This window comes from Chania multitudinisentens RB-25, assembly GCF_000520015.2.
Lineage (GTDB): Bacteria > Pseudomonadota > Gammaproteobacteria > Enterobacterales > Enterobacteriaceae > Chania > Chania multitudinisentens.
In genome coordinates, this window is record NZ_CP007044.2 from 4,185,684 (window position 1) to 4,211,498 (window position 25,815).

Sequence of the window (25,815 nt, forward strand, 5' to 3'; positions counted from 1 at the left end):
TTGATGTTTTATATGCGCAGAAATATTGCCGATATGCTCAGCACATATTATCATTCTCTATACGCTAACGGTTCCATTCAGTTTATTTCGTTACAGCGTGATTTTTGTCCATTTTTTTGCTTGTGTCTAGCGACGCATCCTTGCTCACAATGACCTTGTAAGCATGTGGCGTTTTTTATCGACTTAAACGATTAACAGGCGATATTCCAACCATGACCTATACCATCGATTATCTGATGACATTCCGTAGATGTTCCAGTTTAGATAGCTTAGAAAAAGTCTACGATAAGCTTAATTACTCCATCACTAACGACAGTGAAATGAGCAGTATGTACCGTGCAGCCGATCACCGCCGTGCGGAATTGATTTCAGGCAAGTTATTCGACTTAGGAAAAATACCAAAATCATTGTGGGCACAGGTTCTTTAACCTACAACTATGACGCGCGCTTCTTTTTTATCCTTTATGGCGGTTTTTTTTACCAGCACTAAGATTTGCTGCGCGCGTGATACAACACACATTTATTGTACTGGCAAAGCTCTACTCTTTTAGCAAATTAAGCAGGCTACAGGAGTAGAATATGGGATATTGTAACGTTTTAGTAGCGGTAGCAGTAGCACCAGACAGCCACAGGTTGGTTGAGAAAGCGGTTTCCATTGTGCGCCCTTACCATGGGCGAATCACGCTGGTCAGCATGATTGCCAACCCTGAAATCTATAACAACTTCGCTGGCCCGATGCTTGGCGATTTACGCGCATTGATGGAAGAAGAAATTCTACTATTTATGCAAGAACTGCAACAACGTGCTAACTACCCCATCAGCAATACCCGGATTATTCACGGTGAATTAGGTGATTGCCTGACCTATGCCAACCAGCAGCAACCTTTTGATCTGGTTATTTGTGGTAACCACAGTGATAGCCTGATGAACAAAGTGACTTGCTCTGCGGCTCGTTTTATTAATACCAGCAGCATAGATGTACTAATCATTCCATTATGACGATGGCTGTTTCCTTTATTTTCCAATGACTCCCGTTTATGGTATCTAATCCATATTCTGATGAAACTTAATTTGCAATAAAAATTAATGTCCTGAAAATAATAAAAAAATGCTGAATATGCAGGGTTAACTTTAATCAGGGATTTTCATACTCAAAAAGTAACTATTCGAATCTACATTCTAAATATAAAAATAATTCATATATAACACTATGTTAGATGGAAGGTTATTAAATGTGGTTTATGGCATGATAATAAATAAACGTAGTTATTATTTCTCTTTAGAACAAAAGTTTTTAGCCATACGAAAACGTGTTAGAAGGGCTGAAAACGCCCCCCCAAGCCTCCATTTGCCTACCAGTAACGTAGCATTCCAACGGTAAACACCACACCAGCACGCAGCCACTGCATTCTCTTCTGCTTTCTGCTCAATTCGGGTGTTCATGGCATCTCTCTATTTACCATTAACACACCTTGCACAGCGATCAGGAACCAATTTCGGTACGTACATCCAACAGTTCTGGAAAGAAAGTCAGTTCCAAAGCCTTTTTCAAGAAACTCACGCCGCTGGAACCCCCGGTTCCTGGTTTAAAACCGATGATCCGCTCCACGGTTTTCATATGACGGAAACGCCACAGGTGGAAACTCTCCTCAATATCCACCAGTTTTTCGGCCATTTCATAGGCTTCCCAATAGATTTGGGGATTATCATAGATTTGTTTAAACACGGGTAACAGATCGGGATTACGCTGATAGGATTGTGTCCAATCACGTTCAATACAGGCTTGTGGCACCGGCAGACCATGGCGAGAAAGGTAAAGCAGGAATTCATCATACAGACTAGGTGCTTCCAAAATTGCTTTTAGCGCCGTATGTTTCTCCACATCATCACTGAATACTGTCAGCATGGCCGCGTTTTTGTTGCCCAGCAAAAATTCGATCGAACGATATTGATAAGACTGGAAACCTGAAGAGTTGCCAAGCACCCCGCGGAATTCTACATATTCCGAAGGCGTCAAAGTTTCCAGAACGGCCCACTGTTCAAACAATAACCGCTGGATCTGCTTCACCCTTGCAAGAATTTTGAAACAATGGCTGAGCTTATCCTGCTGCACCAAAAGCCGTGCCGCCTGTAACTCATGCAGCATGAGTTTCATCCATAATTCAGACGTTTGATGCTGCACAATGAATAGCATCTCATCGTGATGTTGTGGGTTAGAAAGCGGTTGCTGGCAAACCAATAAACGATCAAGGCACAGGTAATCACCATAGCTCATACGCTTCGAAAAATCGGTGACAATGGTGTCTTCTAATTCCCGTTGATTCATTTTCTCTCTCCATACGCCCGCGTCTCGCTCAGAAGAAGCGCGCTGCTCGTTGCTAAAACAAGAGAAAACAATAATCCATTTACGTAACAATAGTGTAACAATCGGCGAGAGTTGCCTCGCAGATCACATGCTTGCTTGACCTGCAACAAACCAGAGCCACTAGCTGTGCCACATAAACTGGGCCACGCGAAATGCTGGACTCAAGATTTTTAGACACACTTGCCAGCAAGATGAGTGTTCATGTCAATTTAAAATTCGCCTCTGGGTACGAATTTAATATGAATTCGCCTGTAGATACGAATACTTGACAAATTCGCCTGTGGATGCGAATTTAATCTTACTCTCCCGTCTTGTTAACCAGCAAAATGAAAGCACAAATCAGTGTGATCACTGGCGATTTAGTGAACTCACAGCAGGTTGATACTGCCAATTACATTGCTTACCTTAATGGCCTGCTCGCCGAATTACAGCAGGCCAAGTACTTACAACAATATGACATCTTCCGCGGTGACAGCTTCCAAGTAGTCTCGAAACCGGAGAAAGGATTATTTCTGGCCGTATATCTTCGCATAGCACTGCGAGCAGTTGATGCCGTTCATTGGGATGCCCGGCTAGCAATAGGCTTGGGCACCCGCCAGGCAAAAAACACCGGTTATGGCAGTGCCTTTCTCAATTCAGGCAATGCTCTGGATGACATGGCCAAAAATTGCTATCTGTCTCTGAAAACCGATAATCAAAAAACCAATAGGATTGTCAGCGATCTGTTACCAATGTTAGATCATGTCATTGGCCGCTTGTCACAGACCGAAGCTAAAATTGTACAAACCCGAATGTTTACCAGTACCAACAAGGAAGCCGCTGCGGCATTGCAGAAAGCGTCCTCAACCGTTTCCGCAGCCTTGAAACGGGCAGCTTTTGAAGAAATCATGCAATTTATCACGGCAATAAACAGGATAACCTAATGATGGATTTAACCTATATTCCACTGTTGACCTGGATGCTGATTATCCATTTGGTTGCCGACTTCCCCCTGCAACCTCTCAGTTGGGTAAAGGATAAAACCCTGAATCGTGGCCGTTCGCGCTTCTTATTGCTGCATGCTTTAGTACATGGCGCATTGGCTGCTGGGGTTGTCGCCATATTTGAACTGCTGCATGGCGGATTATCATTTGCAAATATATTGCTGGCCCTGTTGATAATTGGCATCAGCCATTACCTGATTGATTTAATGAAAGTCACTTGGTTTACTCGCCTGAGCCCGGCAAGTAGCCTTCTGTTTGATCAAAGCCTGCATCTGGTCACCACTGTTTGTCTGTGGCTGTATATCAGCCCTCATGCAGATACATTGTTGCTCGCCAGTTGGCAACAGATTAACAGCTGGCAGTTGAGTCTAATGCTGTTGGCCTACCTGTTGATTTATATGCCAATGGGTATCCTGATTGGGCAGTTACTGGCCCATTGGGCCCCGCAAATGCCGCTCAGTGCTAAAGCCGACAATGATTCGTTGCTGCGCGCGGGCAAGCAAATTGGCTATCTGGAAAGGACACTGATCCTGACGTTTGTGTTAATCGGCCAGATACCCGCTATTGGTTTTTTGCTGGCAGCAAAGTCCATTTTTCGTTTTGGTGATCTGCGGCAGATAGGTGAAAAAATGCGTACCGAGTATGTGCTGCTCGGTACGCTATTTTCTTTTACGCTGACCATTATCTTAGGTCTGCTGGTGAAAAAATTACTATAACCGCTGAGTCGCTATCGTACCCAGCGGCCGTTGTCACTATTAGAGCCACTCACCAAAGCGGCGGATGTAAAAACGTTTCATCAGTTGTGCCACTACGCAGTAGCTGACCAGCGTTGCCGCCAGCCAAGGGAAATATTCCCACGGTAGCGGTTGCAACCCAACCCAAGCCCCGAGCGGCGAGAAGGGAATATAAATACCGAGAACCATAATTAACCCGGTCGTCAACAACACTGGCAGGGCTGCCGTACTTTGAATGAACGGGATTTTCTGGGTACGCAGCATGTGCACCACCAGCGTTTGTGAGAGCAATCCCTCAATGAACCAACCAGACTGGAACAATGCTTGGTGTTCCACACTGTTGGCGGCAAACACAAACCACATCAGGGCATAAGTGGTGATATCGAAAATAGACGATGTCGGCCCAATCCACAGCATAAAGCGGCCAATATTCTTTGCATCCCACTTACGGGGCTTACGCAGAAACTCTTTGTCCATTTTGTCCCAGGGCAGCGACAGCTGGGAAATGTCATACATCAGATTCTGCAACAGCAGATGGATCGCTAACATCGGTAAGAAAGGAATAAATGCACTGGCAACCAAAACAGAAAACACATTACCGAAGTTAGAGCTGGCGGTCATATTCAGGTATTTTATGATATTACCGAAGGTTTCACGCCCTTTGATAACACCTTCTTCCAACACCATCAGGTTCTTTTCCAGCAAGATGATATCGGCTGATTCTTTGGCAATGTCAGTGCCGGTATCGACCGAAATGCCCACATCCGCATCGCGCAGTGCTGGCGCATCGTTAATACCATCGCCCAGAAAACCGACAGTATGACCATTAGTTTGTAACATCTTCAGCACGCGCGATTTTTGCAGGGGGGTCAGCTTGGTGAAGACTGTGCGCTGTTCTACTTCACGTGCTAATTGAACATCGCTCATCTGTTCAATTTCCAGACCTGAGAGCGGCTCCCCCGGCTCCAACCCAACATCACGGCAAATTTTGCAGGTGATTACCGGGTTATCACCGGTCAACACTTTTACCGCCACGCCGTTTTCCTGTAATGCCGCGATCGCTTCCTGTGCGCTTTCCTTCGGCGGATCGAGAAATGTCAGCACTCCCTCAATCACTAATTCACGTTCATCTGCCACACTGAGCGGCAGCATGCAGCCTCCAATCCCCAAATCACGCGTTGCCAGCACCAGCACGCGAAAACCATCCTCGTTGTATTGGCTGGCCAAGGTTTGCAACGCTGCACGGCGGGCCTCATCAATCGCAACTATCTGCTGCCCCTCACGCACATGAGTGGCGATTTCCAGCATCTCTTCCACTGCGCCTTTGCAAATCAGTAACTGACTCTGAGCTTCATCCTGCACCACGATCGACAAACGGCGGCGCACAAAATCAAACGGCAGTTCATCAACTTTGCTGTAACGCCCTAACGCCTCAATTCCCTCTTTACCGCGCCCGAAACGGATCACTGCCTGATCCATCAAGTTTTTCATGCCACTTTGGTGGAAACTGTTCAGCCAGGCCAGATGCAATACTTGATTATTTTTGTTGCCGTTCACATCCAGATGGTGTTCAAGAATGATGCGATCCTGCGTCAATGTGCCGGTTTTATCAGTACACAGTACGTCCATTGCCCCAAAATTCTGTATGGCATTCAGGCGCTTAACCACAACCTTACGACGCGACATCGCAATAGCGCCCTTCGCCAGGTTGGAACTCACGATCATCGGCAGCATTTCTGGTGTCAGGCCAACGGCCACCGCCAGTGCAAACAATGCGGCTTCCGTCCAGTCCCCTTTAGTAAAGCCGTTAATCAGTAAAACGATAGGCACCATCACCAGCATAAAACGGATCAACAACCAGCTGACGCTATTGACACCCCGATCAAATGCGGTTTGCGAACGCGAACCTACGATCGATTTCGCCAGGGAACCAAAATAGGTTCTGCCACCGGTCGCCACCACCACCGCCGACGCAGTGCCGCTGGCAACATTGGTCCCCATTAAACAAATGTTTGACAGCTCAAGCAGTTCATTTTCGCTGGAAGCATCAATGTCGGTCGATTTTTGGCTGATGTTACCCAGCACATCATATTTCTCTATCGGGATCGCTTCCCCGGTCAGGATAGCCTGGCTGATAAACAGATCGCGTGAGCTGAGCAACCGCACATCGGCAGGCACCATATCCCCTGCGGAAAGTTGGATAATGTCACCCGGCACCAGTTCACGGATGGGGATCTCTTGTGCCACTGCTTGCGCGCCGAAATTGTGGCGGCGCAGCACCGTTGCGGTAGTGCGTACCATCGATTTCAGAGATTCCGACGCTTTGTTGGTGCGATATTCCTGCCAGAAGCGTAACAAACCGCTAAGAGTCACCATCAGCAGAATAATAATGACACCCGTCAGTTCGGTTTCTTCACCGCGTTGTGCGGGTAACCAGTAGTCGGTAAAAAAGCTGATCCCTGCCAATACCACCAAAACAAAAATAAATGGGTTATTAAACGCGCTGATTAATTGCACCAAGGCATGAGGAGCTTTCTCATGGGCAACCTGATTAGTACCATAGTGTTGTACACGCTCTTGCGCATCTTCTTGGGTCAATCCAACGCGGCTGCAGTTCAGATTTGCCAGCGTCTGATCGAGGCTGTTCTTTGCCTCAAAAGCGATAGCATAGGGCCCGTTGTTTTTATCACGACGGCGTGTTTTTTCTTTAATATAGGTCATAACGCTATTCTCTTATTTTATTCAGTGTACAGGGGAACCCCGCCTGAACTAACAGGTGAACATACACAGAATAGAATTTATTGAATTAACGTTGTTAACGTGTTTATTATTACGTTAACAACGTAGGATAATAAATACTCGGGGGTGATCGTCCATAACGGCTCCTTATCACCAGACTGGTGAATATTGGTAATAATTAAATAGGTAATTCAGAAGCGACTCGCCAATGTACCGCACTGACGCTTCTTTCTAGGCTAACGCGGCAGACAATGCTTTCAATATCTTTCTGTGCTACTGGATTGGCAATAATCTCTGCACAAACCTCCAATTGCCCAGGAATGGAAATATCGGCACTGCGCAATGATTGTAAACGTAATGCTCCCCCATTTAGCGCCTGTAAAATTAATGTACGTATTAATATCTCATCCTGTTCACCACAGGTCACCAGAATACGGTAACGTAATTCCAGATCAACAGCCTGTTGTTGTGGTTGCAGATTAATACGCTGTGCAGCTTCCCGCAGCAGAATATTGGCGCACAGGATCACCAACGTCGCCAGTACAGCTTCCCACTGTTGACCCAAGCCACACAGCACGCCAATCGCCGCAGAACACCACAACGTGGCCGCCGTGTTTAACCCACGGATATTGAGACCTTCACGCATAATGACACCGGCACCAAGGAAACCAATCCCAGAAACAACTTGTGCAGCAATACGCCCAGCGCTGGAAGGCTCCGTAGTCAGTGAGCTCAGGATAAATACTGCGGCACCGGTCGCCACCAATGCATTAGTTCGCAAACCAGCCATACGTTGGCGCCATTGCCGCTCGGCGCCAATAATTGCCCCCAAGCTCATCGCCAGTAATAAATTCAAGACAAAAGGAGTCATAGCCATGATCTTCCCCTTAATAAATAATAGGAGGGTGAATCATGTGCTGTTAAGCACACGCAAAATTGCGCTGAAAATAAATCAGCGGTTTAGCGTATCTATACTTGGAGGGAAAAGGTTGTGACGATAAAAAACCATAATAATATCCGAATCAAACCCCTGAAGCGATTATGCCCCAGGTACAACAATGATATTCGGGTATGCACAGCTCGGAATAACTTAAGAGGGGTGCTGCCCACCGTGTTCGGCAAGCAACAAATCAGCAGGGGATCGGTCAGCTTGCCTTACTTATTTCGCTACTACAACTGTCCAATTAATTTTCTCCGCTTTAATTTTGGCTGAAGTATAGATATGTAAAGTTATGAAGTAAAGACTAATTTACTAAACGAACACTAAACCAAATGTATTTTTATTTAATCATGCCAACTGTCTACAATATCTTTTCCCCTTTGCAGCAACAGAAAGACGAGCCATGATTATCTCGAAAAATACCTGTTATTCATTCAGTTGCTGCTGTAGCCAATTCAGTAAGGCTTCAACTGCGGATGTCAGGCCAGTAGCCTGCGGCCACACCAAATAGATATCGTTACTCTCTAAATACTGTGCCGCCGCTAAAGGCATCAACCGACCTTCAGCAATCAAATCACCGACTAACACCTCTTTCACCAAAGCAATACCAATCCCTTGTTCAGCAGCACGAATCAGCAAACCTGCATCGTTAAACAGTGCCAACGGCTGAGCACTGCTGGTATATCCTTGAGCCTGGAACCAGATATGCCAAGGTGTCGCGTCATGTTCCAGCAAAGGAGCCTGCGCCTCAACGCGGGTGAAAATATCCAGCCATTGGCGAGCCAGCGCTGGGGCCGCCACCGGCACCACCTCCCCTGTAGCAATGCGCTGTGTCTGCACGCCTGACCATAACCCATCTCCCATACGGATTGCCGCATCAAACCCTTTACGGGCCAAATCCTGTACCGCCAACGAAGCATCAATATCCAACATAATCCCTGGGCAGGCACGATGAAACTCCGCCAACCGGGGTAATAACCAATAATGAGCAAAAGAGGGCAACACGCTGATACGCAGTGTCTGGCTAGCCGCGATCCGTCTGACACGGTTAACACCTTGCTGCAAGGTTGATAATACCGGTTCAGCAATTGCTAACAGTTCACGGCCAGCAGCATTCAACCGCATCCCACGGCCACGGCGTTCGAATAGCTGGCAACCTATCGCCTGTTCGAGCTGCTGGATTTGCTGGCTGACTGCACCATGAGTCAGATGTATCTGCTGCGCAGTTGCGCGTAGATTTTCCAACCGGGCAGCAATGATAAAGGTAGGCAGAAGATGAATCGGCAAACGGTTATGCATTTCTGGTTAGCCTTTTTATCCAAAAAGAACATTTTTCATCGATATCAGCACCAATGCAAATCCTCTATGGTGTAGCCATACATTATTTGCACCAAGGAAAAGATATGCACTCTCGTTTACAGCAGGATCTTGAGGATTTCCCTCAGATACTTGACTACACCCGCCAACTGGCGCAAACATTTCTCGCCGGGTTGGAACAACGCCCAGTCTGCCCCCCAGCAGTTGAACAGCAGCTTCAACCCGAAGACAAAATCCTGCTTGAGGAAGGCCGTGGCGCTCTGGCTACCCTGGAAAATTTCTGGCAGCGTTATGCTGCGGGTCTTTCAGGCAGCGCCGGGCCACGTTATTTTGGTTTTGTTACTGGTGGTGGAACTCCAGCAGCATTAGCAGCCGACTGGTTGGTTAGCACAATCGACCAGAATAGTTTACTTAGCCATGACACTATTGCCGCAGCCATTGAATTGGCCACGATTGAACAACTGAAAACGTTGCTGCATCTGCCAGCCGATTTCAGCGGCAGCTTTGTCAGTGGCGCTACCATGGCAAACTTTGTCGGTATTGCTATTGGCCGCCAATGGTTGGGGCAGCAGCGTGGAATTGACGTAGCGCAACAAGGGGTAGGAGCATTAGGCCCCATTCAGATACTGTCAGCCAATGCACACTCCAGCAGTGTCAAAGCCCTCAGTATGCTCGGCATCGGGCGCACGGCGCTAAAAAACATTACTCAGCAGGCTGATTCGGAAGCTCTCAACATCACGGCATTGGAACAGCACCTTGCCGCAACGCCAGGTATACCAACGATAGTCCTTGCCAGCGCTGGAACGGTGAATACCGCGGCCTTCGATGATTTTCCCTCACTGCTCGCGCTACGCGAGCGCTATCCATTCTGGTTACATGTTGATGCTGCATTCGGCGGTGTAGCCGCCTGTTCTCCCCGCCATACTCATTTGCTGCAAGGCTGGCAACAAGCGGATTCGATCACCATAGATGCTCACAAGTGGATGAATGTGCCCTATGACAGCGCTATTCAGTTCACCCGCCATTTATCACTACAAATGCAGGTATTCCAGAACCACTCCTCTTATTTAGAGGCTCCTATACTACGCCCAGATAACTATCTGCACCTGACACCAGAAAACTCACGGCGTTTTCGTGCCTTACCTTTGTGGATAGCCTTGAAAGCCTATGGCCGCAGCGGCATGCAGGAAATCGTTGAACGTAATATCAGATTAGCTCGCCAATTGGGAGCGGCGTTGGCGGCCAGTGAAGGCTTCTGCCTACTGGCCCCGGTAAATCTAAACATCGTGTGCTTTGCGCTGACTGATGTTAAAGGCGATGCAGAAACCGCACGTGACCGTTTTATCGAACGTTTGGATCACCACGGCGTGATACGTTGTACCCCCACTTATTATAACGGCCAACCGGGGATTCGTGCCGCATTGGTAAACTGGATGACCGAAGAGAAAGATATCATTCTGGCTCTCAGATCGATGCAAGCATGCCGACCAGATACCTCTTCATCATTAGGGAAAACTCCCCTTAAATAAGATTGCAGAGCGCTCTGCCGTAGAGGTGTTGAGCAATATCCATTAATTACACGTGGCCGCAGTTGGCGGTCATTTAAGAAACACCGCCTAGCTTAGCCTTCTGAACTGAAAAATGCTGATGCTGATCGCTTTGCCGAGAGTGTTTTTGTAACGCCTGTCACATTTTGCATGCAACAATAGGAAAATATGGTGATTGGAGTATAAATGATAGTTTAGAAAGATAAATGTATCGTTTGATATCCCACCCTCAATTTACCGCTAATTCGTATGAATTACGAACGAATCAAGCTATTATTCTTCTTTCATACTGCTGAAAACCAGTAGCGATAATTATAATTAAAAAACATTATCATTATCGTTTTTTGTGATAGAATTTTTACAATGAATTGATTTGAAAAAATAAATACGATTTAATAATGAAAGTAGATTTCTGTAGTCGCTCAAAAAACAAACGAATAATATGAATAAGTTAAAATAAAAATTCTCTTTAAAAATCATCTCACTGAAGCAGAAATAAATCTTATGGCACATCAAATCATTTCAATGCTAACAATCTTATCGATTAAGCGGCATAACATGTTATTGCAACTAAATTTGCCGATCGCTCCACATAATAAACCAACTTAAGCTAAACTAATGGATTGCTAAGATTAAAAAATTTAGTCTAAAAAGCCATTGAGTAGTCTCTGTTTTATTGATAGAACTTTACGCTTATAAAATGCAATTTTTTTGTATCTTTATTCGCCTTAAGGCACAAACTTTCTCATGACTACTGCGGTAAAACGGATTTAAACGAGGTACGATATGCCAACAATCATCATGGATTCATGCAGTTATACCAAATTAGGACTCAGTGGTTATCTGACATCGCATGGAGTGAAAAAACGCGATATTAGCACCAGCACCAATATCGACTGCCTAAATGAAAAATGTATAAAACTTAGACCAAACGTAGTATTTCTCAACGAAGATTGCTTCATACATGAAGCCAATGCCACAGAAAGAATAAAACAGGTGATTTCTTTACATCCCGACACGTTATTCTTTATTTTTATGGCGATAACTAATGTACATTTCGACGATTATTTATTCGTCCGCAAAAATGTAATCATCTCGTCGAAATCCATCAAGCAAGAAACAATGAACCAGTTGCTCAGCCGTTATCTTGAGAAAAAAACAACCTACATTGAAAAAAGTTCGCTCGACCAAACACCGGTAACACTTAGCCAGACCGAATCTAACATGCTACGTATGTGGATGTCCGGCCAAGGAACCACCCAGATCTCCGATCAAATGCAGATCAAAGTGAAAACAGTGTCGTCTCACAAAGGCAACATCAAGAGAAAGATCAAAACGCATAACAAACAGGTTATTTATCATGTTGTTCGTTTAACTGACACTTTGACCAATGGCATATTTGTTAATAACCGTTGAAATCATCAACGTTATGACCTCGCCTACTCTCTTTCGGTAGAGTTCCGTGGATTTTTTACTGGAGCCTGTCTCCAGAAAAACCGAAATACCTGTTCGCTCCGGCATGTTCTGTCGCGACGGGTATTCCTGTTTAATTATCGTATACCGTGGGCCAATGCTGAAATTGCTGTCAGGAACACGCCAAGAAACAGGTATTGTACTGAAAGAGTTATGGCCGTTCTGCTGAACGCAATTCAACAAAAGTACCATCGCGGCTGTCGACCTCATTGAAGAACCAGACGCCGGTAGGATAATCTTCCAAAGCCACCAAATACATAGTGCCTTCATTGAATATTTCCACTGCCAGGATCACTCCTTCTCGCCGCGGCCCTCCATCAGTTTTCACCGTCACCAAATCGTTAACTTTCATGGTTTACTCCATTATTCATCATGGTTATCAACTAAGGAGAGGAGAACCCCGTTGCGATACTACTGTGGGCAGATGTTGTTCTGGCCATTGCTACTCGGCAGCCCAGCGGCGCCCAGATACAATTAAGGGACACAGCCTAGAGTTTAGCAGAACACAGCCCCCCAATTTCGGCTGCATTAATACTTTACCCGCAGAACCGCCGCTTTTTTGATTGCCACCAAAGAAAGCACAGGCGTAAAAAAACCCGCCTCAGCGGGTCTTTTTAATCAGCAAAAAGCCGATTAGATAGCGGTAACGTTAGCCGCTGACGGACCTTTAGCACCGTTCTCAATAGAGAACTGTACGTTCTGGCCTTCAGCCAGGGTCTTGAAACCTTGATCTTGGATAGCGGAGAAGTGTACGAACACATCTTTGCTGCCGTCTGCTGGAGTGATGAAACCAAAACCTTTAGACTCGTTGAACCACTTCACTTGACCTTTGATCATGTTAGACATGTCTAATTCCTTCAATAAAAAATTTAAGCCGCCATGGGCAGTACTATAGCCGGTCATCAGTTACTTATGGAGGCACTAGAAAGGAAATTAGTCAGAGAAGAGCTATCAAGGATAACGCTTTAAATTTTAACTACTTTACTCAAAATGTCGTGCATAAATAGGACTGTACCACAGGCCGGAGCACATTAACTCATGCCCAGCCCCCAATAGCAACTCTTTTTGCTTCTGAAAGGCAGAAACTAAGCCAGTTGCACAAAATCCCCGCACCCTAAAAGAATTCGAAATACTAAGAAATCGCCTAGGAACCATGCGTCATCCCACAGTTTGGCTTATTGTCATTTTTTTATCACAAAAATGTCACAATGCAGCCATAAGATAACCAGCGATTATCCGCTCACGGTTAATACCAAGGATTTCGCTCATGACTCTTGTTAAAGCTGCAAATCATCAGGAAGCAGAAATGCTGATTCGTTCAGGCACTGCCAAAAAAATCGAACTGGCCTATGACATTGACAGTGATGATTTCTTCCAACTTGCCAGTTTATGGTGTGATAAAGGAGCCAAAATCTCTAAAGGAAAAGAACACTTTATTATTTCATTGAAAGGTTTTCGCATTCCCCCAAATGATTAATCGTCTGCCGCCCTTTGCCACGGCCGCTTTACCCGTTTTCTAGCACATTACCCTATCGCCTGCATGCCGAAGCTGTTATTTCTATGAGGTAAAACTTATCCCTGAATCGGGAATTTCCTCAATCGCCCTGACAAGGAGGACGACATGCCAGCCCATGCATTACTGCCTAATACCATGCAAGCCATTGAAATCAGCCAATCTGGTGATCCCGACGTTCTAACCCTCACTGAACGCCCAATCCCGCTGTTGGCACAGGGTGAAATACTGGTAAAAGTCATCGCTGCCGGAGTTAATCGCCCAGATATTCTGCAACGCCGTGGGCAGTATGCTCCTCCACCGGGAATATCGGATATTCCAGGGTTAGAGATTGCTGGAGAAGTCGTTGCCCTTGGCGTCGGCGTGCAACGCTATGCGCTAGGCGATCGTGTTTGTGCGTTGGTCGCTGGCGGTGGCTATGCACAATATTGCAAAGTGCATGAAACCAATGCCCTACCAGTGCCAGAAGGGTTGAGTATGGTTGAGGCAGCGGCTATTCCAGAAACCTTCTTCACCGTTTGGGTCAACGTCTTTCAACGTGCTCATCTGCAAGCGGGTGAAACGGTACTCATTCATGGAGGAACCTCTGGTATCGGCACTGTAGCGACCATGCTGGCAAAAGCGTTCTGCGCCCACGTCATCACTACCGTCGGCTCAGAAGATAAACGCCAAGCCAGCCTGGCTTTGGGAGCAGATACGGCGATCAACTACCGCACCGAGGATTTTGTTGAGCAGACCAAGCGCGCCACCCACGATAAAGGGGCTGATGTGATAGTTGACCTGATTGCGGGGGATTATGTGGCAAAAAATTATCAGGCTGCTGCGATGGATGGGCGTATTGTGCAGATCGGAACACAAAACGGCGTGGTCAAAGAGCTGAACCTGATGCCATTGCTGCTCAAACGCCTTACCCACTGCGGCTCCACTTTACGGGCACGCAGCATAGAAGATAAAGCACAAATCGCTGCCGAACTGGAATTGAAGGTGTGGCCATTACTGAAAAATGGCACATTGAAACCAGAAATTTTCAAGACATTCCCACTGGAACATGCAGCACAGGCCCATACACTCATGGAATCCAGCACACATATTGGCAAGATTGTCTTAACGCTTCCTGTTACCGCAGATTGAGAACCTTTGAGGCGAGAAACATGAAAAGCAATACGGCCAGGTTACCGCTTCATGCCTTTTTACGCACTTATCCTGCAAAACAGATTTTCACCGAAATTGCCTCGGCTTAGACAAAGGCTGTCTTCTCAAGGCATGTTTATCGCGATAAAAAGACCAGGGCCGCAGCAGCGGCCCTGATGGCTCAAAAGCTGCTTAACTTTTTACTTTTCTATAAATAACCAGCACCACCAAAGCCCCCACGACGGCAACCACAAAACTGCTCAAGTTAAAACCATCTACCCGGCCCATACCAAAGAAGGTACTGATATAACCACCGACAACCGCCCCCACAATCCCCAGAATAACGGTCATAATAAAACCACCACCATCCTTACCGGGCATGATCCACTTGGCCAGAACACCGGCGATAAAACCAAAAATGATCCAAGCAATGATATTCATTTTTACTCTCCCTATTTACTTTTACCTGAAGGAAATCACTCACCAAGTGGACACCACACTATCTTGAATAGAGAGCAGCTTCCCCACACCCAAGGTGTGGCCCATCCCCCCTCATCTTCGGCATGATTACGGACAACGTTTTTCACCGTTCTTACCTAGCTTTAGCTTGCTAAAGCGGTAAGTAATAACGCTTGGAAACCCAATACATACAGGCTCCCTCCCTGATTAATATTGTTTTATAACAGCACGTTATCGTTGCCAATTGCTATAGTTGATATCTACATGCTATTACTATAGTAAAAAATAATGTTGTTTACCCATTTCCAAATGCCTGCGCTTTTTTGTGCGGAATTTGTGCTAACTTCATCTTTCTGTCATTTTTAATGGGGACAATAAGAGCTATACTTATTATTGTGTATAATCGGCTTCACCATGAGGACAGCGTCATGAGCAATACATCTTTCATGCTGTTTTTGGTTGTGATCTATACTCTAGCCGCAGTGTGGGACGGTTCAGCTGCATTGTTGTTTATGTGATCACACTCCAGCACCAAGGTTTTCCCAAACTATCGTCGTAGCTCATCAGGTATTTTCGCGCCTCTGATTCCCTTCAATTGCCACACGCCTCTTATCAGCCGTTAATCATGTTTTATCCCTCTCAACATACAGCTCCAGATTCCCTCTGCCTGAAAATCGCTTCCGATACAAAAACGCGCCAATCATCGTACTTTTAGACGTCTACACTTGGTAATGAGACGGCCCGATTTTAGGCTACACACTTTAGCGGAGGTGATTGCATGTTGATTCAACCTTATCTGTTTTTTACTGGTAACTGCGAACAGGCCATCCATTTCTATGCCCAGCAACTGGGTGGCAACATCGAAATTATGATGCGCTATAAGGATATCCCGGCTGAAGATAAGCAGAATGGTCCACCGAATACCGACCCAGAATCTATTATGCATACCAGGCTGGTGATAGGCAGCAATGTCATCATGGCGTCGGACGGTTGCCCAGAGGAGCCTGGCGAGCTGTCGCACAAAGGCTATTCACTGTCGATCAATGTTGATACTGTCAGCCAAGGCCGCGATGTATTCACCCGGCTGGCCGAAGGCGGCAAGGTCAATATGCCTTTCCAACCCACTTTTTGGGCCAAAGGCTTCGGCATGTTGACAGATAAATTCGGCGTTAACTGGATGATTAATGTTGAATAACAGCCATTACAAATGCAGCGCTTTTCACGCGCTGCGTTTAGCTGTCACGATGCCAGTTATACACAGCAAATGAGAATAAAATAAACATTCCTCTCAGCACAACCAACATACCCAACGTAAACGGATAATACACCACCAAAACCAGTAAAATGATGCTCATACAATCAGATATCATGGCAATTACCATCTTTTTGTCTCACTATCCTGTTTGTAACATAGATCATTGCAGCGAGGCGCAGAAGCGTTAAGCTGGTTGCCAAATTAAGAGGAAAACTGGCTACATCAACAGGGATGATATGGTGCAAGTACAACAACCTCCTCAACACAGCTCGCAACAGGGCCATAAGAAGAATTCCCCATTACTCTTACAGGCAGGTGTGTTTGTTGTTATCGTCGTCCTTACGCTGGTGGTGTTTAACACTTGGCAAATATGGAACACTCATCAACGCAACCTGCAAGGTGCTGAGAACAATGCGGAAAATTTAGCCCGCGCGCTGGCGCAACATGCCGACGACACCTTTATTCTGATAGACAATAATCTGCTTGATCTGATTGAACGCATTGAAACCGAGGGATTGGGCCCACAACAAATACCGCGATTGCAAAAGGTGATGCGATCGCAGATCGCTAATTTCCCACCGTTACACGGTAGCTTTATCTATGATGATCAAGGTAACCCATTTCTGACATCAACTGGCATACCTCTTAATCAGGCCAACAATGCTGAGCGGGATTATTTTAAATATCATTTCACCCATAATGATAATACGACCTATATCGGTAAAGTGATTCGCAGCCGCACTACCGGTGATCTGATTATTCCGATCTCCCGCCGCTTGAATCATCCTGATGCCAGTTTTGCTGGTGTCGTGCTAGCAACGTTGTACGTGGATTATTTCAGCCAATTCTACGACAAATTCGCCCTTGATAATGGTGCCTCGCTGAACCTGCTGCTGGCCGATGGCACCATCCTATATCGGCGCCCATTCAGTACCGTCTCTATCGGCAAAAATATCTCTCAAAGTATTTTATTCCGCGAGATTCTCCCCCATTCGGCCTTTGGTAACGCAACCTTCAACTCGTTATACGATAGTGTGGAAAGAATTTATGGCTATTCACGCGTCGGCCGTTATCCGCTGGTCATCACCGCTGGATTATCGAAAAAAGATATTTTAGCCGACTGGCGTAACGATGCTTCACTCTTTGCCCTTGGCGGCGGAACTTTACTGGTGATCCTGGTTACATTGGGGCTGCTATTGATACGCCAGATTAATCACAGTGTACAAACAGAGGCTGAACTGGTACTCACACGCGATCAATTAACCCAACTCAACCATACCCTGGAAGAACAGGCACTGCTGGATGGCTTAACCGGCCTGGCTAATCGCCGCCAGTTTGATATCACCCTGAAGAATGAAATTACGCGTGCAGCGCGTAATGCCCGCCATATGGCACTGTTGATGCTTGATATCGATTACTTCAAACAATATAACGACATCTACGGCCATGTCGCCGGGGATCTGTGTTTACAGCAGATAGGCAGAATGCTCAAAGGGCTTGCCAGCCGCCCCGGCGATCTGAGCACTCGTTACGGCGGTGAAGAATTAGCGATTATTCTCCCTGATACCGAACTAAAGGGAGCCATCACTTTCGCCGAACGGGTGTTGGAGAATATCCGTCAGCTAAATATCACCCACGACGGCAGCCCGTTTGGGGTGATCACAGTCAGTATCGGCGTTTGCGCCAGAATCCCTCCTCCATACCAAGATACGCCATTCAACCTGGTTGAACTGGCAGATCATGCGCTGTATGAAGCCAAAAGAAGCGGCAAGAACAAGATATGCAGCGCTTGATACGGTGAGCATAGAGCCAAAGGCTACCCTTTGGCTCTATCACTATTTACTCCATGCCCGGTGCAGGTGCTTTGGCCACGTTAGAGGTTTGCGTCTGGCGGCTATAAAAGTAAATAGCCACCAACAGCAGCGTAAACGGCAGGCCAAACAGTAAAGTCATTCTGAAAAAATCAGTAAACAACGTGGTGACCATCAACCCGGCCATCAGTATCGCCCCCAACAGGGTGAAATATGGGTATCCCCACATGCGGAATTTCAGTTGCGTGTTCACATGCTGGCGGCGGAAAAACAAGTGAGTAACAAAGATCATCAGCCAAGTAAAGCACGCCCCGTAGACCGAAATTGACATCATTACTGCAAACGATTTTTCCGGGTAGAGGATGCTCAATACGATGGAAACAACGATACCGACACAGGATATCGCCAAGGCATTGATTGGGATACCGCGTTTACTTATTTGGCCCAGCGCTGCCGGTGCCTGCCCGGCACGCGACAGTGAAAACATCATACGAGTTGTGATATACAACTGGCTGTTCATAGCCGACAACGCGGCAACCAGCACAATAAAGTTAAAGATCCCGGCTGCGGCGGGCAGGTGGATCACATTCATCGCCACCAAGAAGGGACTTTCCCCCGTGCCAGATTGCCGCCACGGCACAATCGCCAACATCAGGGCAATCGACAGCATGTAGAAAATAAACAGCCTGAGGATGGTTCCTTTGAATGCTTTCTTAACCGCAACTACCGGATCTTTGGCTTCCCCGGCGGCAACCGCGATCATTTCAATACTCAGATAGCTGAATATCGATACAATCACCGCAAACCACATACCTTTAATCCCAAACGGGAAAAAACCCCCATTCTCGGTAAAATTACGAATGCCGAAGGTCGGGTTGGAAGAAAAGGCCAGAATACCGATCCCAATAGCGATAAAAGCCGCAATCGCCACCACTTTGACGGTAGAGAGCGCATATTCCACCTGCCCGAAGGATTTAACCCCTACCACGTTAATCACAATCACCGCGGCCGAAAACAGCAATACCCACGGCCAGATCGGCGTACCAGGGAACCAGAACTGCATATACATACCGATAGCGGTCACTTCGGTGCCCACCGCCAATACGACGCAAGACCAATAGGAATAGCGCACCAGAAAACCAAACAACGGGCTGAGATAAAATTCGGCGTAATCACCAAAAGAACCCGGTGTCGGGTGCTCAGAAGTCATTTCAGCCAGGCAGCCCATCAGCAATAGTGCGATCACCCCACCAATAAAATAACTCAACAGCACGCTTGGCCCCGCCATCTGGATGGCATAGGCGCTCCCTAGAAACAAACCGGTACCGATAGCTCCACCGATCGCCAACATCGACATTTGCCCGGCGGTGAGCTGCTTTTTCAGCCCTCCTTGCCGCTGAGCGATCTCGTCAAAACGTTTTGCATTTTTCATGATTGCTCACCTTTTTCACGCCGGAAGGGTAACGTCCAGGATGGCAGCGGTCACATAATCCACATTGTGCTGATTCAGGCCAGGCAAGCACATCCTGCCGGGTGCAACCAGATAGATGGAATATTGATGCCGTAACTGGCTGAGTTGGTGTTCATTCAGGCCGGTGTAACTGAACATGCCTTTTTGATCGCGGATACGGCGGTAGTCTAATGTTGAGCCCCCCTGCTCCAACCCGGCAGACAGGCTGACGCGCATCTGCTTGATACGTTGGCGCATGTTCGTTAACTCGCTCACCCACAGTTGGCGCAGGTATTCGTCGGCCAAGAGCGTTTCAACAATCTGGCTACCGTGCGTCGGCGGGCAGGAGTAACTGCGGCGGATCAGCGTTTTCAATGCACCTTTCACATTAGCCGCCGTTTCCAGCGAATTACAACACACTGAAAGCCCTCCCAACCGCTGGCCATACAAGGCGACATTCTTAGAGAACGAATTACTGACCAGAAAATCCAGATCGGTTTTCAATATTTCACGCAGGATGAAACTGTCTTCAGCCAGGCCATCACCAAACCCCTGATAAGCAATGTCGAAGAACGGCAATAAACGGCGCTGTTGCAGAACCTCAAGCACCGCACGCCATTGTGGCTGGCTGAGATCGGTACCAGTTGGGTTATGGCAACAGGGATGCAACAGCACCACAGCCCCCTCCGGTAAGGAAGAGAGCGTATTAAGCATCGCCTCAAAACGCAGCTCACCACTGGCATCATCAAAATACGGGTAGGTATTCACCTTGAGGCCCGCCCCTTCGAAGATTGCCCAGTGATTGGCCCAGGTTGGGTCAGAAACCCAGATTTCACGGCGTGACAGGTAATGGCAAAGAAAATCTGCCCCCAGTTTCAAAGCTCCTGAACCGCCTACGGTTTGCACCGTAACCATATGCTGGTGTGATTGAATCGCATCACCAAATAACAATGCTTGGATTTGCTGGGCAAACAACGCCGAGCCTTCAATCGGTGGGTAGGAGTGCGGGCGTTGCTGTTCCAGCAAGCGCTGTTCCGCAAGATGAACGGCTCGCATCAGGGGAATATTCCCTTGATGATCGTAATATAATCCGATACCCAGATTAACTTTTTGTGGATGTGAATCCTGCATATAGGCTTCCATCAAAGACATAATAGGATCGGGTACTGAAGGTTGAATGTGATTAAACATGCGATGTCCTTAATTCATTATCTAATGAATTTTCAGGTGAATATTATTTTTCTTGTAACATGTCCAATAGCTTACAAATTACTGTCAACTCTGTCCTTTTACAATTTGCAAGATAAAGGGAGTTAAATAATTAAGCGATAGCACTAACGGTTATTTCTATTTTCATCCCAGGAACCACCAGCTTTTCAACAATAACGGTTGAGCGATTGGGGTACGGATAATTAAAATAATTCTTATATATTTTATCGAGCAGTTTAACATCATCAATATCGGTAAGATAAACAATAACCTGAAGAACATTCTCACTGCGGCTATTTGCCGCCTGCAATGTTTTAGCCAGATTATCAAACGTTAGAACGATCTGTTTTTCCGGGTTCCCAGTTTCAATAGTACCGTCCGCTTTCACTGGGCCGTGGGCGGTAAATAACATGCCGCCCCCTTTAGTTGCCCAGGAAAAAGGTTGCCCAATCTCAGGCAGGCCAGTATCAATGATTGTCCGCATCGGTACTCTCTCCATAAATCAATAACTGGCGGCTTAGAGCACCACCCGCAGCGAAAAGCGCATCCAGCACATTGAAATGATTGGCCCCTGTTACCGCATACTGGCTAACCGGCAACCCCTTATCTTTCAATGCCGCATAATAAAAAAGCGACTGATTAATCAGTTCTGGCAACTCTGCGGCCCCGTAAAACAGCATCATCGGTTTAAGGTGCTGAGGCAAACGGCGTGCCGGGCTCAACGTTTCAATCTGCTGCTCGGTCAATTGTAATTGCCGGTTAACATAGGTTGCCAGAAGCGGTTCCAACTCAAAAATACCGCTGATGGGAAACACCGCATGAACACAAGGATGGTGTTGCCAATAGGCAGCCAGATGCCCCCCAGCAGAGTGCCCACTTAAATAAAGTGGTTTATTACCGTACTGCTTTGCACGCCGTTCAATCGCATCCAGCGCCACTCCAATTTGCTGACAAATATCTGCCAGCGTAACGAACGGCGCTAAGGTATATTCGACTAGCACAACATCAAAGCCTAATGACAACGGTGTTTCGGCAATAAAAGCAAAATCCTCTTTATTACAAAACTGCCAATATCCACCATGCAGAAATATCAATGTGCCTTTATGCTCCTCAACTGAATATAGCCAATCAAAAACTTCTCGGGCTGAACTGCCATAGGGAATATTACGCTCATTGCGTACCTTTTGATAAACACTCTGGCTGCGTGACTGAAATGATGCCAATATCACATTTTCATCATCCACCGCAGCACCATTGTCGTAACTCCCTGCAAGATGTTTCATATATTAAACATTGTTTATTATTTAAAATGTACGTTAACTATTAGCAACCGAAAAAATTCTTGTCAAGAAAAGCGCAACAGCAATGCGTGATCAACGATATAAAATTGAAAATCATCTCAATAAGTTTCACAGGTAAAACTTTATAGATTTAATTTCAGTATTTCACCTATGAAACATGGAAATAAATTTCGATTAAAAACATTGCAGCTGAATTGGCAATAATTGGCTGAGCCGCTTTCAAAGCATGTCTGAAAATATTAGCGGTCACATACGGGCAACCGACATTCGCTCACAGGAAAAACTCCAGGTACCAAACGCAGCCTGCTCCCTGCGGCTTCCGCAATGCTCACCATCCCCAATTGGAGCAAAAACATTACCAGGATTTTCCTCATGTCATAATCAGAGAACCAAATAGTTAAATAATCTAAAAAAAATGTAATATCTGAAAAATAATTGTGATTTATTATTTATTTTAGTATTTAATCCCTACATTGAACGGCCAATGCCGTTTGCAAAAATAAAACCTACCCGATAATATCCCTCTTTACCTCCCCAAAACCCCATGATAAACCACAGAAAATTCCACACTCATCTCTACCAGCAAATGCTCATAAGCAGGAATTAGAGGTTTTTAGGTGGAAAAATGCACAATAACCTTTAGCTCAGTAGTACCATTCCAAAAAAATCGGGAGTGAGTTAAGGTAAAAGTGGAGAAACCTCCAGTGTACAGTTCTATACCCTGAATAGTTTGAGTGGCAAGAAGGCGACAGCGTAGTGATAATCGGTCATTGACTGACGTAAGCAACGTTTACACCGGCCCGCAGGGCAAGTAAGGTCAGCCAGCACCCATGCAACTCAAAGCAGGATGGGTATACTCAAAGGAGCTTGAGTATGTTTCCTGAATACCGTGAATTAATATCGCAACTCAAATCAAACCACCCGCGCTTCCAGTCGTTATTTGAAAAACACAATCAGCTTGACCATGAAATTTCCCGCTTAGAAGGGCCTTCCGGCACTGGCTACAGTAATGAAGTCGTCCGGATGAAGAAGGAAAAACTGCATATTAAGGATGAGATCCATAAAATCCTGAAAGCAGAAAATGAAAATACAGTGAAGTAGCGCATGTCGATCCCCGCTTTGCTGCGGGGATCTCCGCCTTGCGGCTCCCAATCGCCTTAATTATTCCAAACACAATCACCGCTTATCCTCTCTCTTCATCACTACGATTTTATGTTGCAAAGTTGGCAAGATTGGTGGTTAATTAATGACTACAATAAATGTAGTCATTAAAGGGATGCAATGAAAAAAACTCGTTTCGACGATACACCCTGCCCGATCGCCCGATCATTAGGCCGTGTGGGTGAATGGTGGAGCATCTTGATATTACGGGATGCTTTTCATGGGTTGTCTAAATTTGACGAATTTCAGCAAAGCCTGGGGCTATCCCCTACCTTACTGACCCGTCGGCTTAAGTTTCTGGTGGAAAGCGGTATTTTGTACAAACAACGGTATCAAATCCGTCCAGTTCGCTATGAGTATCTGCTGACCGAACGCGGTAAAGACTTTTTCCCGGTATTGGTGACGTTATTTCATTGGGGTAATACGCATCTGGCTGATGACGGCGTCAGTGCTGAACTGGTGGATCTCCGCAGTGGTAAACCAATACGGCCACAGCTGATCGACACAGTGACTCAGCAACCTGTCTCTTTGCAGCACATCACGTTAGCCGCAGGCCCGGCAGCCGGAGAAGGCATGCGCTTGCGCGCCTTACGGATGCAACAACATTCCGCTTCATCTATCGCATCATCCAAGGAGTCATTATGAGCAGTCATCGTATCGTCATCACCGGAATGGGAGCCGTTTCTCCTTTAGGGTGTGGCGTCGAGTCTATCTGGCAGCGCCTGCTGGCTGGTCAGTCGGGTATCAGCCCATTGCCAGAGGAAATGGTCGCGGATTTACCGGTTAAAATTGGTGGCCAGGTTCCTGCTTTGGCCCAAGATGCTGAAGCAGGTTTCAACCCGGATCTCTCCGTTGCCCCGAAAGATCAAAAGAAAATGGATCGCTTTATTCTGCTGGCGATGGCAGCCGCTGACGAAGCTATCCAACAAGCGGGATGGATTGCCGACACAGAAGATAAACAAGAGCGTACCGCCACGATCATTGGTTCCGGTATCGGTGGGTTCCCAGCTATCGCCCATGCAGTGCGCACTACCGACAACCGTGGGGCTAAACGTCTTTCTCCCTTTACCATTCCCTCATTTTTGGTCAATCTGGCCGCTGGACATGTGTCCATCAAACACCACTTGAAAGGGCCGATTGGCGCACCGGTTACCGCCTGTGCCGCTGGCGTGCAGGCCATTGGCGACGCAGTACGCCTGTTGCGTAATGGTGAAGCGGATGTCGCGCTGTGCGGCGGGGCCGAAGCTGCCATTGATACCGTCAGCCTGGGGGGTTTTGCCGCCGCGCGCGCCATGTCAACGGCACCGGCAGAAAAAGCAGCCCAGGCATCACGCCCGTTCGACAGCGCCCGCGATGGTTTTGTGATGGGTGAAGGTGCCGGTATGCTGGTGATTGAAACCTTGGCACACGCACTCGCGCGCGGTGCTAAGCCACTGGCAGAAATTGTCGGCTATGGCACCAGTGCGGATGCTTATCACATGACGTCTGGGGCAGAGGATGGTAATGGTGCCTATCGGGCCATGAAGATTGCTTTGAATCAGGCAGGAGTAACGCCAAATCAGGTACAGCACTTGAATGCCCATGCCACATCCACACCGGTTGGCGACCTGGGGGAAATCAACGCGATTAAGCATCTGTTTGGAACTCATGGCAGTATTGCCGTTACCTCAACCAAATCTGCCACGGGTCATTTGCTTGGAGCTGCCGGTGGGTTAGAAACCATTTTTACCGCTTTAGCACTACGCGACCAAATCGCCCCGGCCACCTTAAATCTGGATAATCCCGATCCTGCCGCTGCGGGCCTGCATTTGGTTGCAAACCGGGCAGAACCGATGGCAATAACCTATGCACTCTCTAACGGTTTCGGCTTTGGTGGGGTCAATGCGAGTATCTTGTTGAAACGCTGGCAGGAGTAATTCGGCCAACGCAATTGCAACTTGAAGTTTGACGGGTAAAAAACCTCCGCCTTGGCGGAGGTTGTTCCTTGATTCATAACAGGGAGCCGCTTAAGCGGTCACAGCCCTGTCCTCCATGGCTTTTCGCCAACCTCCCAGCCAGTTAGCCCGTGCATCTAAAGATTGGTAAGGGCAAAGTTCTCTTGAACGCCCCGTAATACCTGCTTGATAACCACGTGATTGAGCCCGCTCCAGACGATCTCTCTTTTGTCTCTTCATGCCTCGTTTCCCTCATTTTGGTCTGGTGGAAAGAAAACAATGGCCGCGTTTTGTGCAGCCACATTTAACCAATAGTCCTAAATAGCGGGAAGATCAATGTACAAATTTCACGCTAATATCATATTTGTGAGCTAGGCACGGAGAATTTGCTAAGTGGCTGATAAGCCGAAAGTGATGCCAGTTGTATGAAAAATAATAAAAAAATCCCGGCAAAGAATTTTAGAATTCCTTACCGGGAGTGTTTTTAGACTGT

At 46.8% G+C, this 25,815-nt stretch carries 25 protein-coding genes; 13 read left to right on the plus strand and 12 right to left on the minus strand.

The features are described from left to right. The first annotated feature begins 212 nt into the window (after positions 1–212). Together ydgT and uspC are read left to right on the plus strand one after the other, a co-directional pair. A complete protein-coding gene (gene ydgT, locus Z042_RS18565; RefSeq protein ID WP_024911976.1) occupies positions 213–428 on the plus strand; it encodes a transcription modulator YdgT in 216 nt (71 codons plus the stop codon). Positions 429–579: 151 nt separating this feature from the next. Continuing rightward, the gene (uspC, locus tag Z042_RS18570) at positions 580–999 is read left to right on the plus strand and encodes a universal stress protein UspC (RefSeq protein ID WP_024911975.1); all 420 of its coding nucleotides are present in this window, start codon (positions 580–582) and stop codon (positions 997–999) included. A 484-nt stretch (positions 1,000–1,483) separates the two neighbouring features. On the opposite strand, the gene kynA is transcribed toward uspC, so the two are convergent. Then, entirely contained in the window at positions 1,484–2,326 is an 843-nt protein-coding gene (gene kynA, locus Z042_RS18575) for a tryptophan 2,3-dioxygenase (RefSeq protein ID WP_024911974.1), read from the minus strand. A 365-nt stretch (positions 2,327–2,691) separates the two neighbouring features. On the opposite strand from kynA, the gene Z042_RS18580 reads away from it, so the two are divergent. Together Z042_RS18580 and Z042_RS18585 are read left to right on the plus strand one after the other, a co-directional pair. Continuing rightward, entirely contained in the window at positions 2,692–3,288 is a 597-nt protein-coding gene (locus Z042_RS18580) for a hypothetical protein (RefSeq protein ID WP_024911973.1), read from the plus strand. Positions 3,289–3,290: 2 nt separating this feature from the next. Then, on the plus strand, positions 3,291–4,064 hold the full coding sequence (locus Z042_RS18585) for a DUF3307 domain-containing protein (RefSeq protein WP_024911972.1): 774 nt from the start codon (positions 3,291–3,293) through the stop codon (positions 4,062–4,064). Between the two features lie 39 nt (positions 4,065–4,103). On the opposite strand, the gene mgtA is transcribed toward Z042_RS18585, so the two are convergent. The 3 genes from mgtA to Z042_RS18600 form a co-directional block, all read right to left on the minus strand. Next, positions 4,104–6,803, minus strand: a complete 2,700-nt coding sequence (gene mgtA / locus Z042_RS18590; RefSeq protein ID WP_024911971.1) for a magnesium-translocating P-type ATPase — start codon at positions 6,801–6,803, stop codon at positions 4,104–4,106. A gap of 196 nt (positions 6,804–6,999) precedes the next feature. Further along, complete coding sequence (locus tag Z042_RS18595; RefSeq protein ID WP_024911970.1) at positions 7,000–7,698, minus strand: MgtC family protein; 699 nt, start codon at positions 7,696–7,698, stop codon at positions 7,000–7,002. A gap of 489 nt (positions 7,699–8,187) precedes the next feature. Next, entirely contained in the window at positions 8,188–9,060 is an 873-nt protein-coding gene (locus Z042_RS18600) for a LysR substrate-binding domain-containing protein (RefSeq protein ID WP_024911969.1), read from the minus strand. A 104-nt stretch (positions 9,061–9,164) separates the two neighbouring features. Between Z042_RS18600 and Z042_RS18605 the strand changes: the two genes are divergently transcribed. Together Z042_RS18605 and rcsA are read left to right on the plus strand one after the other, a co-directional pair. Further along, positions 9,165–10,607, plus strand: a complete 1,443-nt coding sequence (locus Z042_RS18605) for a pyridoxal phosphate-dependent decarboxylase family protein (RefSeq protein ID WP_024911968.1) — start codon at positions 9,165–9,167, stop codon at positions 10,605–10,607. An 804-nt stretch (positions 10,608–11,411) separates the two neighbouring features. Further along, positions 11,412–12,041 (plus strand): transcriptional regulator RcsA, encoded by a 630-nt coding sequence (rcsA, locus tag Z042_RS18610; RefSeq protein WP_024911967.1) that lies wholly within the window; start codon positions 11,412–11,414, stop codon positions 12,039–12,041. 208 nt (positions 12,042–12,249) lie between these two features. Here rcsA and dsrB read toward each other — a convergent pair whose 3' ends face one another. Both dsrB and cspE read right to left on the minus strand, forming a co-directional pair. Next, entirely contained in the window at positions 12,250–12,450 is a 201-nt protein-coding gene (gene dsrB / locus Z042_RS18615) for a protein DsrB (protein ID WP_024911966.1), read from the minus strand. 281 nt (positions 12,451–12,731) lie between these two features. Next, positions 12,732–12,944, minus strand: coding sequence for a transcription antiterminator/RNA stability regulator CspE (gene cspE / locus Z042_RS18620; protein WP_004946278.1), 213 nt, complete (start codon positions 12,942–12,944; stop codon positions 12,732–12,734). A 421-nt stretch (positions 12,945–13,365) separates the two neighbouring features. Here cspE and Z042_RS18625 point away from each other — a divergent pair, with 421 nt between their 5' ends. Beyond that, a complete protein-coding gene (locus Z042_RS18625) occupies positions 13,366–13,575 on the plus strand; it encodes a hypothetical protein (protein WP_024911965.1) in 210 nt (69 codons plus the stop codon). A gap of 144 nt (positions 13,576–13,719) precedes the next feature. Beyond that, on the plus strand, positions 13,720–14,742 hold the full coding sequence (locus tag Z042_RS18630; RefSeq protein WP_024911964.1) for an NAD(P)H-quinone oxidoreductase: 1,023 nt from the start codon (positions 13,720–13,722) through the stop codon (positions 14,740–14,742). 192 nt (positions 14,743–14,934) lie between these two features. On the opposite strand, the gene Z042_RS18635 is transcribed toward Z042_RS18630, so the two are convergent. Further along, complete coding sequence (locus tag Z042_RS18635; protein ID WP_024911963.1) at positions 14,935–15,183, minus strand: GlsB/YeaQ/YmgE family stress response membrane protein; 249 nt, start codon at positions 15,181–15,183, stop codon at positions 14,935–14,937. A 796-nt stretch (positions 15,184–15,979) separates the two neighbouring features. Between Z042_RS18635 and Z042_RS18640 the strand changes: the two genes are divergently transcribed. Next, the gene (locus Z042_RS18640; protein WP_024911962.1) at positions 15,980–16,396 is read left to right on the plus strand and encodes a VOC family protein; all 417 of its coding nucleotides are present in this window, start codon (positions 15,980–15,982) and stop codon (positions 16,394–16,396) included. A 296-nt stretch (positions 16,397–16,692) separates the two neighbouring features. After that, positions 16,693–18,249, plus strand: coding sequence for a sensor domain-containing diguanylate cyclase (locus Z042_RS18645; RefSeq protein WP_024911961.1), 1,557 nt, complete (start codon positions 16,693–16,695; stop codon positions 18,247–18,249). Between the two features lie 46 nt (positions 18,250–18,295). On the opposite strand, the gene Z042_RS18650 is transcribed toward Z042_RS18645, so the two are convergent. The 4 genes from Z042_RS18650 to Z042_RS18665 form a co-directional block, all read right to left on the minus strand. Continuing rightward, positions 18,296–19,699: an amino acid permease gene (locus tag Z042_RS18650; protein ID WP_024911960.1), complete on the minus strand. Its 1,404-nt coding sequence runs from the start codon at positions 19,697–19,699 to the stop codon at positions 18,296–18,298. Between the two features lie 15 nt (positions 19,700–19,714). Then, positions 19,715–20,908, minus strand: a complete 1,194-nt coding sequence (locus tag Z042_RS18655) for an amino acid aminotransferase (RefSeq protein ID WP_024911959.1) — start codon at positions 20,906–20,908, stop codon at positions 19,715–19,717. Between the two features lie 130 nt (positions 20,909–21,038). Next, positions 21,039–21,410 (minus strand): RidA family protein, encoded by a 372-nt coding sequence (locus Z042_RS18660; RefSeq protein ID WP_024911958.1) that lies wholly within the window; start codon positions 21,408–21,410, stop codon positions 21,039–21,041. Beyond that, a complete protein-coding gene (locus Z042_RS18665) occupies positions 21,394–22,209 on the minus strand; it encodes an alpha/beta hydrolase (RefSeq protein WP_024911957.1) in 816 nt (271 codons plus the stop codon). Before Z042_RS18665 ends, Z042_RS18660 begins: the two co-directional genes overlap by 17 nt. Before the next feature lie 891 nt (positions 22,210–23,100). On the opposite strand from Z042_RS18665, the gene Z042_RS18670 reads away from it, so the two are divergent. From Z042_RS18670 to fabF, 3 genes are all read left to right on the plus strand, one after another. After that, positions 23,101–23,328, plus strand: coding sequence for an HP1242/YdcH family protein (locus Z042_RS18670; RefSeq protein WP_024911956.1), 228 nt, complete (start codon positions 23,101–23,103; stop codon positions 23,326–23,328). Between the two features lie 180 nt (positions 23,329–23,508). Continuing rightward, positions 23,509–24,033 carry a winged helix-turn-helix transcriptional regulator gene (locus Z042_RS18675; RefSeq protein WP_024911955.1) on the plus strand — a complete coding sequence of 175 codons (525 nt, stop codon included), beginning with the start codon at positions 23,509–23,511 and terminating at the stop codon, positions 24,031–24,033. After that, positions 24,030–25,304 (plus strand): beta-ketoacyl-ACP synthase II, encoded by a 1,275-nt coding sequence (gene fabF, locus Z042_RS18680; protein WP_024911954.1) that lies wholly within the window; start codon positions 24,030–24,032, stop codon positions 25,302–25,304. Before Z042_RS18675 ends, fabF begins: the two co-directional genes overlap by 4 nt. 90 nt (positions 25,305–25,394) lie before the next feature. Here the strand turns inward: fabF and rmf are convergent, their stop codons facing one another. Then, positions 25,395–25,562 (minus strand): ribosome modulation factor, encoded by a 168-nt coding sequence (gene rmf / locus Z042_RS25270; RefSeq protein ID WP_071882847.1) that lies wholly within the window; start codon positions 25,560–25,562, stop codon positions 25,395–25,397. Positions 25,563–25,815 lie beyond the last annotated feature (253 nt).

Excerpts from the sequence above, each read along its gene's own strand:
- ydgT (WP_024911976.1), top strand. The coding sequence starts at position 213 with ATGACCTATACCATCGATTATCTGATGACATTCCGTAGATGTTCCAGT.
- uspC (WP_024911975.1), top strand. The coding sequence starts at position 580 with ATGGGATATTGTAACGTTTTAGTAGCGGTAGCAGTAGCACCAGACAGC.
- kynA (WP_024911974.1), bottom strand. The coding sequence starts at position 2,326 with ATGAATCAACGGGAATTAGAAGACACCATTGTCACCGATTTTTCGAAG.
- Z042_RS18580 (WP_024911973.1), top strand. The coding sequence starts at position 2,692 with ATGAAAGCACAAATCAGTGTGATCACTGGCGATTTAGTGAACTCACAG.
- Z042_RS18585 (WP_024911972.1), top strand. The coding sequence starts at position 3,291 with ATGGATTTAACCTATATTCCACTGTTGACCTGGATGCTGATTATCCAT.
- mgtA (WP_024911971.1), bottom strand. The coding sequence starts at position 6,803 with ATGACCTATATTAAAGAAAAAACACGCCGTCGTGATAAAAACAACGGG.
- Z042_RS18595 (WP_024911970.1), bottom strand. The coding sequence starts at position 7,698 with ATGGCTATGACTCCTTTTGTCTTGAATTTATTACTGGCGATGAGCTTG.
- Z042_RS18600 (WP_024911969.1), bottom strand. The coding sequence starts at position 9,060 with ATGCATAACCGTTTGCCGATTCATCTTCTGCCTACCTTTATCATTGCT.
- Z042_RS18605 (WP_024911968.1), top strand. The coding sequence starts at position 9,165 with ATGCACTCTCGTTTACAGCAGGATCTTGAGGATTTCCCTCAGATACTT.
- rcsA (WP_024911967.1), top strand. The coding sequence starts at position 11,412 with ATGCCAACAATCATCATGGATTCATGCAGTTATACCAAATTAGGACTC.
- dsrB (WP_024911966.1), bottom strand. The coding sequence starts at position 12,450 with ATGAAAGTTAACGATTTGGTGACGGTGAAAACTGATGGAGGGCCGCGG.
- cspE (WP_004946278.1), bottom strand. The coding sequence starts at position 12,944 with ATGTCTAACATGATCAAAGGTCAAGTGAAGTGGTTCAACGAGTCTAAA.
- Z042_RS18625 (WP_024911965.1), top strand. The coding sequence starts at position 13,366 with ATGACTCTTGTTAAAGCTGCAAATCATCAGGAAGCAGAAATGCTGATT.
- Z042_RS18630 (WP_024911964.1), top strand. The coding sequence starts at position 13,720 with ATGCCAGCCCATGCATTACTGCCTAATACCATGCAAGCCATTGAAATC.
- Z042_RS18635 (WP_024911963.1), bottom strand. The coding sequence starts at position 15,183 with ATGAATATCATTGCTTGGATCATTTTTGGTTTTATCGCCGGTGTTCTG.
- Z042_RS18640 (WP_024911962.1), top strand. The coding sequence starts at position 15,980 with ATGTTGATTCAACCTTATCTGTTTTTTACTGGTAACTGCGAACAGGCC.
- Z042_RS18645 (WP_024911961.1), top strand. The coding sequence starts at position 16,693 with ATGGTGCAAGTACAACAACCTCCTCAACACAGCTCGCAACAGGGCCAT.
- Z042_RS18650 (WP_024911960.1), bottom strand. The coding sequence starts at position 19,699 with ATGAAAAATGCAAAACGTTTTGACGAGATCGCTCAGCGGCAAGGAGGG.
- Z042_RS18655 (WP_024911959.1), bottom strand. The coding sequence starts at position 20,908 with ATGTTTAATCACATTCAACCTTCAGTACCCGATCCTATTATGTCTTTG.
- Z042_RS18660 (WP_024911958.1), bottom strand. The coding sequence starts at position 21,410 with ATGCGGACAATCATTGATACTGGCCTGCCTGAGATTGGGCAACCTTTT.
- Z042_RS18665 (WP_024911957.1), bottom strand. The coding sequence starts at position 22,209 with ATGAAACATCTTGCAGGGAGTTACGACAATGGTGCTGCGGTGGATGAT.
- Z042_RS18670 (WP_024911956.1), top strand. The coding sequence starts at position 23,101 with ATGTTTCCTGAATACCGTGAATTAATATCGCAACTCAAATCAAACCAC.
- Z042_RS18675 (WP_024911955.1), top strand. The coding sequence starts at position 23,509 with ATGAAAAAAACTCGTTTCGACGATACACCCTGCCCGATCGCCCGATCA.
- fabF (WP_024911954.1), top strand. The coding sequence starts at position 24,030 with ATGAGCAGTCATCGTATCGTCATCACCGGAATGGGAGCCGTTTCTCCT.
- rmf (WP_071882847.1), bottom strand. The coding sequence starts at position 25,562 with ATGAAGAGACAAAAGAGAGATCGTCTGGAGCGGGCTCAATCACGTGGT.